Genomic DNA, 13,220 nt, shown 5'->3' with positions numbered 1-13,220 from the left:
CCCCATCCTTGTTTAATTACTTGCGTAGTTCTTTTGGAATTTCAGGGCTGTAAGCAAATGGTTTCAAAACCGTTGCAAAAACAACAGCGGAAGTACCTAATATGTTAGAAACATAGCGAGCTAAAGTTTTTCTCATCTGATTGGCCTCCTTTGCAATGGGATTATAACTGTAAAGGATTGAACTAAAAATGCCAATCCAATGACAGGCGAATGGAGCCAAAAATTCAAAGAAACCAGAATTATGGAAATGATCTTGAAACCCGAATACCATTCTTTGGGTATTTGTGCATTAGCATCAGGATTTGGAGCACATAAGATCATTACAAGTAAAGAAAAAAGATTAATCCAAAGGATATGGTTATGTATTAGAGAAGTGATATGAGGGATCAGTGAACAGATAAAGATAGATACAATATTGCAGGACCTTGCGGATTTTAAATGTACCCCACCGGATGCCATTCTTAGGAGTATGAAGCTGAATAAGGCTAAGAATGTTTCCTTTAGCTGTCCAGTAAGCCCGCCAATGCATAACGAAGTTATAATAATGAATAAAGTATTCAAAATAATGTTAAGGGCATAATGCATGATTTCAATGGAATGCGTTTGCTCTGGATTACTTTTCTTAATGACCTCAACAATTTTAAAAGTTAAATGACTCATAATTATTTCTATCCTTTTTGTAGGAGAAATATAGATATCCCCATAATAGTATTCCATAGAAAATTGGGATCAAATAAAAGAAATTAGATTCAATAAAGTAGGTGAATAAAGTAACGAGAATTACTGTAGGAAGATTAAGAGCGAATAATATTTTCTCGCTAGTTGTTGGTTTAACTTTTACATCGGGTCTATCAGGTACAAAGTCAAATCCAATACGTTTATGACCCACATATATACCAATGAGAATCGCGGCTAATGCTGATAAAATCTGCATTGTCATTATGTTTTCTGTAATCGGGTCCGAAGTATTTAGAGGTATGTTGATTACAGAGTGTAATAAATACACAATACTGGCTTGAATCACCGAGTAAGCTTGATAGGTCATCCCGGTTAATATGGAAGCGTAGAAGGGATGAATCCGGAATAACATCCACATAAAACCAAACATTAGTGCATATTGTGAGAAAATATCTAATGAAGCTATCCCATAGTTAATTCTAAGAGTATAAGAAAAAAAGCCCATAATAAAACCAGCAAACACTATCTCTTTATGATATAAGTCAATTTTGAAGATTTTGAAAGCCAGAAAGAACATTGCGTAAGTCTCTAATATTGAAAATATCATAAAAAGAATAAAATCTAGCATGCCTACACTCCCGATGACTTATAGTGTAACTAACCCTATTAATGCAAGTATCGTATATAATGAACTAAAATACAACAACTACAGCATTATTTTCCTCCTATTTTTTCGAAAAAAATCAAAATGAGAGGAGTTTAGACATGGATCAACGCCCAGAAAGCAGTGAGTACCTTCGTGAATTATCAAAGTATGTCGATTTAGTGCCAGTTGATGGAGACATTTGTACCATTTTTAGAGAGCAGACGGATGAGATTTGTAGCTTTATTTCGCACCTTACAGAAGAACAAGGAGAGCATCGTTACGCTCCTGACAAATGGAGTATAAAGGAAATGGTAGGTCATTTGGCGGATACCGGAAGAATTATGTCCTATCGTTTGTTGCGTGTGGCAAGAGGAGATACGACCCCGCTGGCGGGCTTTGATGAAAAAGACTATGTGCCTACCGCAAATTTTGAAGCGCACACTCTTGAAAAACTACTGGCTCATTACAAGCTTGTCCGAGCGTCAACGCAAGCTCTTTTGGACACTTTGCCGGATGATGCATGGACTCGCAAGGGAACGGTTAACAATGCAACCATCTCCGCGAGGGCAGTGGCCTGCGTAATGATTGGTCATGATCTTCATCATTTGAATATTCTTAAAGAAAGATACCTGGTTTAAGCAAGGAATATTTCTTTTCTATAAAAAAAGCATTCCTGAGGCCATCACGGCTTCGGAATGCTTTTTTAGCTAAAGGTATATATTCTGGGCCCCCCGCAAAGTACCCGAGTAAGCTTCGAAACAAAGCCTCACTTTGGGGTATATTTTATAGTGGAGGATTCTTGTGGCATTTACGGCACACCGGATAGTAAGCTTCGTTGCCGCCGATTTGGATTTGCTTGCCGCTGTATACAGGCTTACCATTTTCTACTCTTAGAGCCATCGTTGCTTTGCGCTCGCAGAACCAGCAAATGGTCTTCATTTCCTCGATTTTATCAGCGTAAATCAGCATGTATTTGCTGCCTTCAAATAGCTGATTCTGAAAATCATTTTTAAGGCCAAACGCCATCACGGGAATGCCCAGTTCATCCACAATGCGTACTAGCTGCAGAATGCAGTCCTTGCTTAGAAATTGACATTCATCAATAAGAACACAGTGGGGTTTGGGCTGGTGGCTGCTGACAATGTTATAGATATCGGTATTCTCGTCAATAGGTATTGCCTGTTTCCGCAGTCCAATACGGGAGGAGATAAAACCAACTTCGTCCCGATCGTCTATGGATGGAGTGAAAATGAGCACCGATTTCCCTTGCTCTTCATAATTATGCGCAACCTTGAGTATCTCAATAGATTTACCGCTGTTCATTGCTCCGTATTTGAAAAACAATTGTGCCACTTCCATCTATCCTTTCGTATAAGCCAATAATCTAATTTTAAAAATGCGACCTTATTAGAGTATCATATTCGTGTCAGCTGTATCCAGTGAAAACATTGCGATAGAATTGAATGTGGTATGATAAAAGGAATCATTTGATTAGAAAGGAAGTAATATGTGTGACTGAAAAAATAGACGAATACAAGGAACGGTTAGCTCTGATTCAGCAGAATGGAAATCTTTCTATCGAGGCTAAGGCTTTGCTGGAAGAGATGATGGCAGATTTGGTGGAATTGAATCGAAGCAATAAAGCGCTGCGGCGGGCAATAATGAAAACTGGGCAGGCCTCCACAATGTCGACACGTTTAAGGGATGCACTGTACGAATAGAAAAAGAGGGTATGCGAATGGGTTTGATTTTCTCTTTTCTCAAAAAATATAAAGTCGCTGCAATAGCTGCCCTAGTGATGATGCTTATTGAACTAGCGGTGGAATTGTCACAGCCTTTACTCATTTCCAAGATTATTGACCAGGGCATTAAAGAACAGAATTCCTCTGTAGTATGGCTCTGGGGCGGTGTATTGATCGGCAGCGCGGTAGTCGCGTTTATAGCTGGGGTATTAAGTTCTTTTTTTGCTGCCCATGCGAGTCAGAGCTTTGCGTTTGATCTTAGGGACAAGTTATATGAAAAGGTACAGTCCTTTACATATGCAGTATTCAACCGGTTTGCTACTTCTTCGCTGATCACTCGTCTTACCGGCGATGTATCGCAGCTGCAGGACACTATATTTATGAGCCTCCGCTTTATGACACGGGTGCCACTGGTTGTGGTGGGCAGTGTGATTATGGCATTGGTTGTTCATGTGAAGCTGGGATTATTTCTCACTGTAGCTCTACCTTTGTTGCTTCTCTTCCTATACTTCATCATGAGAAAAGCTTCTTTGTTATTTCGCAACGTACAAAATCGGCTTGACGGTGTGAATGGTGTAATTCAGGAGAATTTAACGGGAATTCGCTTAATTCGTGTGTTCGTGCGCATGGGACATGAGATTGGACGTTTCACGGTCTTTAGCGGGAATTTGATGAAATCCACGGTATCGGCGCTACGTTTGACGGAGACAACGATGCCATTTGTTATGCTTATTGTGAATGCAGCGATTATGTCGATCCTATGGTTTGGACGGATTGAGATTGCAAATGGGGATGCTACTTTAGGAGAAACTGTTGCAGTTATTAATTACTCATTACGAACCATAGGAGCGTTGTCAGCTATATCTGGACTTGTCGTTACAATTTCCCGAGCACGTGCCTCCTCCCAGCGTATTACAGAAGTGATGTCAGCAGGCGCTGGAGTTAAGGAAGGCGGAACCGCAAAGGGCGAACCGATACAGGGTCACGTCCAATTTGAAGACATCAGCTTCAAGTATCCGGAGAGTGATATTTCGGTGCTAGAGGATATTACTTTTGAAGTTGCTGCTGGTGAGCGGGTAGCGATTATGGGAGCCACCGGATCAGGAAAGTCTTCTCTTGTCGGTCTAATCCCGCGTTTATATGAAGAGACAGACGGTATCATTCGCATTGATGGGCAAAAGAGCACCAACATCGATATTTCAAGATTGCGGCGATCAATCGGTTACGTTCCTCAAGAACTGCAGCTCTTCAGCGGATCGATTCGCGATAATATCGCTTGGGGCAATGAATATGCCACACAGGAACAAATCGAACACGCAGCAGCTGCCGCACAAATTCACGCAACAGTGATGGATCTGCCTAAAGGTTATGACACCATGCTTGGTCAGCGGGGGGTAAATCTGTCTGGTGGGCAAAAGCAACGCTTGACCATCGCTCGGGCGCTTGTGAGGAAACCTGCTATTTTGATCCTCGATGACAGTACGAGTGCGCTTGATGCTGTGACAGAAGGACTTTTGCTGGAGGCACTGAAAGAAATTTCATGTACAACCTTCCTGATTACTCAGAAGATCAGTTCTACTGCATCTGCAGATTTGATTCTGCTGCTGGACGAAGGACGCTTAATCGGTAAAGGAACACATGACGAGCTTATGACAAGCTCGGCGCTGTACCGCAAGATTTATGAATCACAGGTAGAGGAGGCGAAGCAGCATGTTCAAAGCAATTCTTGAACCCTTTCGTCACCCAAAACCCGTCATTGAGCTTGGAGCAGGAAGAAGCCTTGGTTCAGCTGCTGGAGGGAAGCCAAAAGCAAAGGCGAAGGATTGGGGCGGCACGCTCATACGGATTTGGAGCTACCTTGCCGAGCGTAAAGCTAAGCTTTTTCTCGTTCTGTTAATGGTAGTCTTCAGCTCGGCTTTAGCACTGCTCGGGCCTTATATGATTGGTAAAGCCGTGGATGATTATCTGGAAGGCACTGGCGGACGATCGTGGACGATTTTTCTAATCAGTCTAGCTAGTGTTTATATCTTCTATTCATTAACTTCTTGGCTGCAAAATATATGGATGATTGAAATTGCCCAGGAGACCGTATTTCGGATGCGCACGGAGTTGTTTTCCCATCTTCATCGGTTGCCCATCTCATTTTTTAATCGGAGACAGCAGGGCGAAATTATGAGTCGCCTCACCAACGATATTGAGAACGTCAGCTCTACGCTGAATAGCTCAGCTATTCAGATCTTTTCCAGTGTTTTGACATTGCTCGGAACGGTGGGGGTAATGCTCTGGCTCAGTCCTCTACTGACGCTGCTCACGTTCCTGGTTGTGCCGTTGATGTTATTAGGCATGCGCTGGATTACTCGGCGTACGGGTCCGCTTTTTAAAGAACGTCAGCGCAATGTGGGTGAGTTAAACGGTTATATAGAAGAGACGTTATCCGGTCAACGGATTATCAAGGCTTTTTCACAAGAGGAACGGGTCATCGCTGGTTTTCATGAACGCAATGAGCGGATTATGCTCTCTGGATACTGGGCACAGTCGATTTCAGGCTTCATTCCTAAGCTGATGAATGGACTTAATAATTTGAGCTTCGCTATTGTGGCTGGAGTCGGCGGTTTGTTAGCCATTCGCGGAGCGATTACGGTCGGTGTGATTATTGTGTTTGTAGAATATACGCGTCAATTTACTCGCCCTCTTAATGACTTAGCGAATCAGTGGAATACACTACTGTCAGCGGTTGCGGGAGCGGAAAGAGTGTTTGAAGTGCTGGACGAAGAGACGGAAGCTAAAGATGAAGGTGCAGCTACTTCGCTGGTTAAAGTTGAGGGAGCAGTGAAGTTCGAAAAGGTATCTTTTTCATATGACGGAAGTTTTAACACGCTGCATGATATTAGCTTTGAAGCGAAGCCTGGTGAGATGATCGCCTTAGTAGGACCTACCGGTGCCGGCAAAACAACACTTATCGGGCTGTTATCTCGTTTCTATGATCCTAATCAGGGTAAAATTACGCTGGATGGCTTAGATGTCACTTCGATTCGGCGTGAAAGCCTGAGGAGCCATATGGCGTTTGTGCTGCAGGACTCCTTTTTATTCAAGGGCAGCATCCGCGATAATATTCGTTACGGTAGACTGGATGCTTCCGATGAAGAGGTCGAGGCGGCGGCCAAGCTGGCTAACGCTCATTCTTTTATTATCCGAATGCCGGAAGGTTATGATCGAATGCTCTCTGCAGATGGTAGCGGCATAAGCCAAGGACAGAAGCAATTGCTATCCATTGCAAGGGCCATTCTTGCCAATCCTTCGATGCTTGTTCTTGATGAAGCCACTAGCAGTATCGATACGGTGACCGAAATCAAGATTCAGGAAGGACTTCAGGCGCTAATGAAGGGACGGACCAGCTTCGTTATTGCCCATAGACTGGGCACCATCCGGGCAGCTGATCGAATTCTTGTTCTTCAAGGGGGCAGATTACTGCAGCAGGGCTCCCATGAGGAGTTGTTGAAGCAAGGTGGCTTGTACAGTGAGTTGGTGCAAGGCGGTCGTAGAGAAGTACTTGATAAGGCTAGGCTTTAAGCTGTGATAAAAAAGGCGGGAGTTTTCAAGGAAGCGCAGGTCGCGTCCATGAAAACTCCCGCCTTTATGTAATGTGTGGATATTCGTTATGCATTTGAAGTGAGTTGTCGGATGGTTTAATTGCAGAATGTGAAATAGATTTCGATTGTACTATGAGGGGATGATTATGCTGCTTATGAGATCGTTTCTTGCGCTGCAGCTTGTTTCGCTTTTTGTTTCTCTTTGAAACGAGGGCCAACATAATTACGTTTGCGGTCTCTTGCTAGAATCCAGCCGCCAAGGAAAGTCATGCCTGCTGCAAAGAGCAGAAACCCTCCACCGAAATGCAGCCAAGCGAAATCTGGAACAACGGAATCATCGCCGTGCATAGAGATATAATCAAAAATATCGTCCTTCATCATTAAGAAGCCCTTCATTGCGATTAAACCGGGAAACACAAGAATAAGGATGGCAATGAAGCGTGAAATTAATAGTTTCATAAGTGTCTCCTACCCCTCTTAGCCCAATGGATTCAACCATATGATAACGCTTTAGTAAGAAAAAGTCCATTTGGATATGATGTTTATAAGTTTTGTAATACGCTAAAAAGAGAGTACAATATACAATGTAAAATGAACTTACGTGTAATGACTGGAGGATACATATCATGACAATTTCATGTGACGTGGCCATACTTGGCGGAGGAACCGGGGGATATGTGGCAGCCATTCGCGCTGCACAGCTTGGAAAGTCCGTCGTCGTCATCGAAATGGACAAACTGGGAGGAACCTGCCTGCACCGTGGCTGCATTCCTAGCAAATCGCTGCTCAGAAGCGCAGAAGTATATGCTGAAATCATCGAGAGTGAGAGCTATGGCATTGAGACAAGCGGTGTACAGCTCGTATTCCCAAAAGTACAAAAGCGCAAGGAAGCGGTAGTTGAACAACTTCATCAGGGCGTACAATATTTGATGCGCAAAAATAAAATACAAGTCATTAAAGGCAAGGGGCGCGTGACGGGTCCCTCTATTTTTTCCCCGCGTAGTGGTGCTGTTGCTGTGGAGCTAGAAGACGGTGAAATGGAAACAGTGCTCTCGAACCATCTTATTATTGCTACAGGATCTCGTCCGCGTGTATTACCTGGTCTGGAACCAGACGGGAAAGTTATTCTTAGCAGTGATGAAGCACTCACGCTCGACGAGTTACCTTCTTCCATCATTATTGTTGGAGGCGGAGTCATTGGGGTGGAATGGGCCTCTATGCTGGTTGATTTCGGAGTACAGGTTACGGTAGTTGAAGCTGCTAGTCAGTTACTACCTCAAGAGGATGAAGAAGTAGCTAAAGAATTGCAGCGTCTACTTAAAAAACGTGGTGTTAGAGTACTGACTGAAACTACAGTGGATGCTGCAACCTGCAAGGTAACGGACGATGGAATTTCGATCGATGCCCGTAAGGGAGAGCAAACCCAAAGTCTATCCGCAGAAAAGCTGCTTGTATCCGTAGGGAGGGTAGCGAATATAGAGAATATTGGTCTGGAAAATACAGATATTCGCTTTGATAAAGGAATTATTGCTGTAAATGCTAGTATGCAGACGGCTGAGCCGCATATTTATGCGATTGGTGACTGTATCGGTGGATTACAACTAGCTCATGCCGCCAGCCATGAAGGCATTATGGCGGTCAACCATCTCGCTGGTGAGAAACTTCATCCTTATCACATACATCTTGTACCACGCTGTGTTTATACACGTCCTGAAGTAGCGAGTGTGGGTCATACTGAGAAGGAAGCTAAAGCAATGGGACATGATGTAGTGATTGGAAAATACCCTTTCTCGGCCATTGGCAAGGCGATTGTATACGGCCAGAAGGACGGGTTTGTAAAGGTTGTAGCGGATCGAAGCAGCGGAGATATTCTCGGCGTGCAGATGATTGGTCCTCATGTTACGGATTTAATCGGAGAAGCTGCACTGGCTCAACTGCTGGATGCAACGCCTTGGGAGGTTGGTGAGGCCATCCATGCTCACCCAACACTTTCGGAGATCATTGGAGAAGCTATGTTAGCTGTAGATGGAAGATCTATCGGGATTTAGCTTTTCTTTTTGGGTGGAAAGGGATTATAATAGATTCAAGCCAAGTCTTAGTACCAGGTTTTAAGATCAGGATACAATTGGTCTTAAATCCTGTAAGACTCAGGCTTTATGAATAAGGAGGTATCTCTTTATGGAATCCCAAGATACTGTAGAAACGATTAACAGACATAAGCAGCTTGGACTAAGTGACGGCCAGGTCATCGATATGTACAGATATATGCTGCTCGCACGTAAATACGACGAGCGCAGTCTGCTGCTTCAGCGCGCTGGCAAGATTAACTTTCATGTCTCCGGCATTGGCCAGGAGGCGGGTCAGGTAGCAGCAGCATTTGCGCTGGACCGGCAGAATGATTATTTTTTACCTTATTACCGTGATTATGCTTTCGTACTCTCCGTGGGTATGACTACTCGTGAATTGATGTTGTCTGTGTTCGCAAAGGCAGAAGATCCAAACAGTGGTGGGCGGCAAATGCCAGGTCACTTTGGTAGTAAGCGTCTGCGTATTGTGACAGGCTCAAGTCCTGTAACCACGCAGGTCCCTCATGCGGTTGGTTTTGCTTTGGCAGCCAAAATGCAAAAGAAAAAATTCGTCTCATTTGTAACCTTCGGGGAAGGCTCTAGCAACCAAGGCGATTTTCATGAAGCTTGTAACTTTGCCGGAGTGAATAAGCTACCGGTTATTATCATGTGTCAGAATAATCAGTACGCGATCTCTATTCCTGCTCACAAACAGCTTGGAGGTAAGGTCAGCGACCGTGCTCTGGGTTATGGGTTTCCAGGGGTGCGTGTAGACGGCAATGATCCACTGGAAGTATATCGTGTCGTTAAGGAAGCTCGGGAAAGAGCACTTGCGGGTGAAGGTCCTACGTTAATCGAAGCCATGATGTACCGTTTATCTCCACACTCCACCTCGGACAATGATTTGGCTTATCGGACCAAAGAAGAGGTTGATGAGAATTGGAAGAAGGACGGTGTAGCAGGATTCCGTAATTACCTGATCGGTCTGGGACTTTGGAGTGACGAGCAAGAACAAGATCTTATTGCTGAATGCAATCTTGAGCTTAAAGCAGCTATCGAATATGCTGACAACGCTCCGTTCCCGAAACCGGAAGATACACTGCTGCATGTTTACAGTGATTCCGACCTGAAAGGAGGAGCATAAACCATGGCTATAATGGAATATATCGATGCCATTCGGCTCGCGATGAAGGAAGAAATGGAACGCGATGAATCCGTGTTTGTGCTTGGCGAGGACGTGGGTCTCAAGGGTGGCGTATTTACCACAACAAAAGGTCTGCAAGAACAGTTCGGTGAAGAGCGTGTACTGGATACACCGTTAGCGGAATCAGCTATTGCTGGTGTGGCGATTGGTGCAGCTATGTATGGTATGAAGCCGATTGCTGAAATGCAGTACTCTGACTTCATGCTTCCAGCAACGAATCAAATCATTAGCGAAGCGGCCAAAATCCGCTATCGTTCAAATAACGATTGGAATTGCCCCGTTGTCATTCGTGCGCCTATCGGCGGCGGTGTATTCGGCGGTCTGTACCATTCTCAGTGTCCGGAATCGATTTTCTTCGGTACACCAGGCTTGAAGATTGTCGCACCTTACTCTGCTTACGATGCAAAGGGACTATTGAAGGCAGCCGTACGTGATCCTGACCCGGTTTTATTCTTCGAGAACAAAAAGTGCTATAAGCTGATCAAGGAAGAAGTGCCAGAAGGTGATTACATCGTTCCAATTGGCGAAGCTAATCTGCTGCGTAAGGGAACAGATATTACGGTTATTGGTTATAGTTTGCCATTGCATTTTGCGATGCAAGCAGCAGAAGAATTGGAGCGCGAAGAAGGCATTACAGCGCATATTCTGGATCTGCGGACCTTGCAGCCTCTTGATCGTGAGGCGATCATAGCTGCTGCTCGTGAGACAGGGAAGGTTCTTATTGTGCACGAGGACAATAAAACGGGCGGTATTGGTGGCGAAGTGGCGGCAATTATCGCTGAGCATTGTCTATTTGAACTAGACGCGCCGATCTTCCGTCTTTGTGGTCCCGATGTTCCGGCGATGCCAATCAGCCCACCAATGGAGAAGTTCTTCATGCTTAGCAAGGAAAAAGTGAAGGCAGAAATGCTTCGACTGGCGCAATATTAAAATAGTGGAGTGGACGCGAAGCTTCGTAAAACTTTTAAGATTATGCTTACGAAGTGAGTTTTACTTCGTAAAACATAAGCGAATGCTTACGATGCAAGTTTTACTGCGAAGTATTTCTAAGAAGCGAAGCTTCGTAAAACTTAAAGATTATGCTTACGAAGTGAGTTTTACTTCGTAAAACATTTGAGGAGTGAAAAGATGTCTGACAACCAAAAGTTGACTGACGTGATCATGCCGCAGCTGGCGGAATCGCTAGTATCGGCGACGATCGGCAAATGGCTGAAGAAACCGGGCGATCCGGTAGAGCAATACGAACCAATATGTGAGCTTATTACAGATAAGGTAAATGCTGAATTGCCTTCAACGATAGATGGAGTTATGGGTGAACTATTGGCGGAAGAAGGTCAGGTTGTCAATGTCGGCGAAGTCATTTGTCGTATTGCCGTGCCTGTGACTGCACCTGCTGCTGTAAACGTGACTAACACAAACACAGTTGCAGCTAATAATGCTGCGGGTCAAAATGCGAATTCAACTGCTAGCGATACGATGCGTGCACGCTACTCTCCTGCGGTGCAGACTTTGGCGGCTGAGCATAACATCGATCTGAATTTAGTTTTGGGTACTGGTATGGGCGGTCGAATTACCCGTAAGGATGTGCTGACCTTCATCGAAAGTGGCGGAGCTACATCTCCAGCTTCGATTTCTGCTAGTCAACCTGCACCAGCGGTGTCACAACCGCCTGCTCCTCAGTTCGTTCAGGCTGAAAAGAAGAAGACGGAAGAGCCTCTTCGCCAATCGGGTTTACATTTGAGTGAATCTCCTCGTATTCCAACAATTGAAGTCGAGGGTGGCCGAGGCAGCAGTTCGGAATACCTGATTGATGTAACACCAATCCGGAATACAATCGCTACAAGAATGCGCCAAAGTGTCTCGGAAATTCCGCATGCTTGGACAATGATTGAGGTAGATGTGACTAATCTGGTCGCACTGCGCAATAAACATAAGGATGAGTTCAAGCGCAAAGAAGGTATCAATCTAACCTATCTGGCTTTCATGATGAAGGCTGTTGTGAGTGCGATTAAGGATTACCCGATTATGAACTCTGTCTGGGCTGTAGACAAAATTATTGTCAAACGTGATATCAATATCTCGTTAGCGGTAGGTACTGAAGATTCGGTTATCACTCCTGTAATTAAGAAGGCTGATCAGAAAAATATTGCCGGGCTGGCACGTGAGATTGATGAATTGGCACAAAAAACCCGCGAAGGCAAACTGAGTCTGGAAGATTTGCAGGGAGGAACTTTCACTGTAAATAATACCGGCTCATTTGGCTCCATTCTTTCTTATCCAATCATTAACTATCCACAGGCAGCGATTTTAACGTTTGAATCGATTGTAAAAAGACCTGTTGTCATAAACGATATGATAGGTGTGCGATCAATGGCTAATATTTGTCTGTCGCTGGATCATCGGATTCTGGACGGAGTAATTTGCGGTCGTTTCTTGCAACGCGTTAAGGATAACATCGAAGGATATACCCCAGATACGAAACTTTACTAAAAAATAATAACGAGCCAAACTGTGCAGGCATGAGACTGAAAAAGGGGACCTGACGGTATGAATATTTCGGATAATCGTAAGCTGCAGATTTCATATGACCCTATTATGGAGTATGGGGAGGCATGGGATCTGCAAAAGGAAAGTGTGCACGCCATTGATGCTGGTGAGCAACCGGAACGATTGATTCTTTTGCAGCATCCGCCTACCTATACTATTGGTTCACAGAATCATCCCGAACATCTTCTTCTAGATGAAGAGCAGCTCAAAGAAAAAGGAATTGCGCTGTTTGAAATCGACCGGGGAGGAGATATTACATATCACGGACCGGGTCAGCTAGTAGGTTATCCGATCCTTATGCTCGGTGAAGAAGGTAAGGTTGATTTACGCGGGTACTTGCGCAGTCTGGAAGCAGTGATTATTGATTATTTGGCATCCTACGGAATTGTAGGGGAACGGAAGCCGGAGTATACAGGGGTATGGGTTGGCGACGAGAAAATCTGTGCCATTGGTGTCAAGTTTAACAAAAGCAAATTCCGAAGAGGGTTTGTAACTAGCCATGGTTTTGCCTTTAACATTTCTGAAGGGATATCTGGACACGGCTTTCAAGGAATTATTCCATGCGGTATCACTGAATTTGGAATAACCTCCCTAGAAGAATGTGCAGGTCGTCGTTTTGAACTTCAAGATGTGGCCAAAGAATTGGTTCCGTATTTTCTAAGACACTTTCCTTATGAAGAGCAGGATGAGTTCTTCGGCACTATGGCTTAAGGTTGAATAACGAACTAACAGGCAAGCCAAATAGCG

At 44.4% G+C, this 13,220-nt stretch carries 14 protein-coding genes; 9 read left to right on the top strand and 5 right to left on the bottom strand.

Going from position 1 to position 13,220, the window contains the following annotated elements; genetic code table 11:
- Positions 1-16: 16 nt before the first annotated feature.
- Genes CA598_RS31975 through CA598_RS32250 form a run of 3 tightly spaced genes read right to left on the bottom strand, consistent with a single transcriptional unit; the run spans position 17 to position 1,306 of the window.
- The gene (locus CA598_RS31975) at positions 17-136 is read right to left on the bottom strand and encodes a cyclic lactone autoinducer peptide (protein WP_143812405.1); all 120 of its coding nucleotides are present in this window, start codon (positions 134-136) and stop codon (positions 17-19) included.
- The gene (locus CA598_RS33460) at positions 133-660 is read right to left on the bottom strand and encodes an accessory gene regulator ArgB-like protein (protein ID WP_179283635.1); all 528 of its coding nucleotides are present in this window, start codon (positions 658-660) and stop codon (positions 133-135) included. The genes CA598_RS31975 and CA598_RS33460 overlap by 4 nt, the downstream gene beginning before the upstream one ends.
- Positions 641-1,306 (bottom strand): hypothetical protein, encoded by a 666-nt coding sequence (locus CA598_RS32250; RefSeq protein WP_094876426.1) that lies wholly within the window; start codon positions 1,304-1,306, stop codon positions 641-643. The genes CA598_RS33460 and CA598_RS32250 overlap by 20 nt, the downstream gene beginning before the upstream one ends.
- A 137-nt stretch (positions 1,307-1,443) precedes the next feature.
- Here CA598_RS32250 and CA598_RS10105 point away from each other — a divergent pair, with 137 nt between their 5' ends.
- Positions 1,444-1,962 carry a DinB family protein gene (locus CA598_RS10105; protein ID WP_094876425.1) on the top strand — a complete coding sequence of 173 codons (519 nt, stop codon included), beginning with the start codon at positions 1,444-1,446 and terminating at the stop codon, positions 1,960-1,962.
- Between the two features lie 145 nt (positions 1,963-2,107).
- Here the strand turns inward: CA598_RS10105 and CA598_RS10100 are convergent, their stop codons facing one another.
- Positions 2,108-2,677, bottom strand: coding sequence for a thymidine kinase (locus tag CA598_RS10100; protein ID WP_094876424.1), 570 nt, complete (start codon positions 2,675-2,677; stop codon positions 2,108-2,110).
- A 158-nt stretch (positions 2,678-2,835) separates the two neighbouring features.
- On the opposite strand from CA598_RS10100, the gene CA598_RS10095 reads away from it, so the two are divergent.
- The 3 genes from CA598_RS10095 to CA598_RS10085 are packed head-to-tail and all read left to right on the top strand — an operon-like array spanning position 2,836 to position 6,636.
- Positions 2,836-3,045 carry a hypothetical protein gene (locus CA598_RS10095; protein WP_094876423.1) on the top strand — a complete coding sequence of 70 codons (210 nt, stop codon included), beginning with the start codon at positions 2,836-2,838 and terminating at the stop codon, positions 3,043-3,045.
- Between the two features lie 17 nt (positions 3,046-3,062).
- Positions 3,063-4,796: an ABC transporter ATP-binding protein gene (locus CA598_RS10090; protein WP_094876422.1), complete on the top strand. Its 1,734-nt coding sequence runs from the start codon at positions 3,063-3,065 to the stop codon at positions 4,794-4,796.
- Entirely contained in the window at positions 4,777-6,636 is a 1,860-nt protein-coding gene (locus CA598_RS10085) for an ABC transporter ATP-binding protein (protein WP_094876421.1), read from the top strand. Before CA598_RS10090 ends, CA598_RS10085 begins: the two co-directional genes overlap by 20 nt.
- 173 nt (positions 6,637-6,809) lie before the next feature.
- On the opposite strand, the gene CA598_RS10080 is transcribed toward CA598_RS10085, so the two are convergent.
- Positions 6,810-7,115: a DUF2627 domain-containing protein gene (locus CA598_RS10080; RefSeq protein WP_042190393.1), complete on the bottom strand. Its 306-nt coding sequence runs from the start codon at positions 7,113-7,115 to the stop codon at positions 6,810-6,812.
- 167 nt (positions 7,116-7,282) lie between these two features.
- Between CA598_RS10080 and lpdA the strand changes: the two genes are divergently transcribed.
- The 5 genes from lpdA to lipB all read left to right on the top strand — a co-directional run bounded on the left by lpdA (position 7,283) and on the right by lipB (position 13,184).
- A complete protein-coding gene (lpdA, locus tag CA598_RS10075) occupies positions 7,283-8,704 on the top strand; it encodes a dihydrolipoyl dehydrogenase (RefSeq protein ID WP_094876420.1) in 1,422 nt (473 codons plus the stop codon).
- Positions 8,705-8,834: 130 nt separating this feature from the next.
- Positions 8,835-9,866: a thiamine pyrophosphate-dependent dehydrogenase E1 component subunit alpha gene (locus CA598_RS10070; protein WP_042190387.1), complete on the top strand. Its 1,032-nt coding sequence runs from the start codon at positions 8,835-8,837 to the stop codon at positions 9,864-9,866.
- 3 nt (positions 9,867-9,869) lie between these two features.
- The gene (locus CA598_RS10065) at positions 9,870-10,856 is read left to right on the top strand and encodes an alpha-ketoacid dehydrogenase subunit beta (RefSeq protein ID WP_042129758.1); all 987 of its coding nucleotides are present in this window, start codon (positions 9,870-9,872) and stop codon (positions 10,854-10,856) included.
- A 198-nt stretch (positions 10,857-11,054) separates the two neighbouring features.
- Positions 11,055-12,416 (top strand): dihydrolipoamide acetyltransferase family protein, encoded by a 1,362-nt coding sequence (locus CA598_RS10060; RefSeq protein WP_094872109.1) that lies wholly within the window; start codon positions 11,055-11,057, stop codon positions 12,414-12,416.
- A gap of 57 nt (positions 12,417-12,473) precedes the next feature.
- On the top strand, positions 12,474-13,184 hold the full coding sequence (lipB, locus tag CA598_RS10055; RefSeq protein ID WP_094876419.1) for a lipoyl(octanoyl) transferase LipB: 711 nt from the start codon (positions 12,474-12,476) through the stop codon (positions 13,182-13,184).
- The last annotated feature ends 36 nt before the right edge of the window (positions 13,185-13,220 follow it).

It is taken from the genome of Paenibacillus sp. VTT E-133291 (assembly GCF_002264395.1).
Lineage (GTDB): Bacteria > Bacillota > Bacilli > Paenibacillales > Paenibacillaceae > Paenibacillus_AQ > Paenibacillus_AQ nitricinens.
Note: the sequence above shows the minus strand (reverse complement) of the source record. Positions and strands in the feature narration are given on the sequence as shown.

Coding starts and splice junctions, on each gene's coding strand:
- CA598_RS31975 (WP_143812405.1), bottom strand. CDS start 136: ATGAGAAAAACTTTAGCTCGCTATGTTTCTAACATATTAGGTACTTCC.
- CA598_RS33460 (WP_179283635.1), bottom strand. CDS start 660: ATGAGTCATTTAACTTTTAAAATTGTTGAGGTCATTAAGAAAAGTAAT.
- CA598_RS32250 (WP_094876426.1), bottom strand. CDS start 1,306: ATGCTAGATTTTATTCTTTTTATGATATTTTCAATATTAGAGACTTAC.
- CA598_RS10105 (WP_094876425.1), top strand. CDS start 1,444: ATGGATCAACGCCCAGAAAGCAGTGAGTACCTTCGTGAATTATCAAAG.
- CA598_RS10090 (WP_094876422.1), top strand. CDS start 3,063: ATGGGTTTGATTTTCTCTTTTCTCAAAAAATATAAAGTCGCTGCAATA.
- CA598_RS10085 (WP_094876421.1), top strand. CDS start 4,777: ATGTTCAAAGCAATTCTTGAACCCTTTCGTCACCCAAAACCCGTCATT.
- CA598_RS10080 (WP_042190393.1), bottom strand. CDS start 7,115: ATGAAACTATTAATTTCACGCTTCATTGCCATCCTTATTCTTGTGTTT.
- lpdA (WP_094876420.1), top strand. CDS start 7,283: ATGACAATTTCATGTGACGTGGCCATACTTGGCGGAGGAACCGGGGGA.
- CA598_RS10070 (WP_042190387.1), top strand. CDS start 8,835: ATGGAATCCCAAGATACTGTAGAAACGATTAACAGACATAAGCAGCTT.
- CA598_RS10065 (WP_042129758.1), top strand. CDS start 9,870: ATGGCTATAATGGAATATATCGATGCCATTCGGCTCGCGATGAAGGAA.
- CA598_RS10060 (WP_094872109.1), top strand. CDS start 11,055: ATGTCTGACAACCAAAAGTTGACTGACGTGATCATGCCGCAGCTGGCG.
- lipB (WP_094876419.1), top strand. CDS start 12,474: ATGAATATTTCGGATAATCGTAAGCTGCAGATTTCATATGACCCTATT.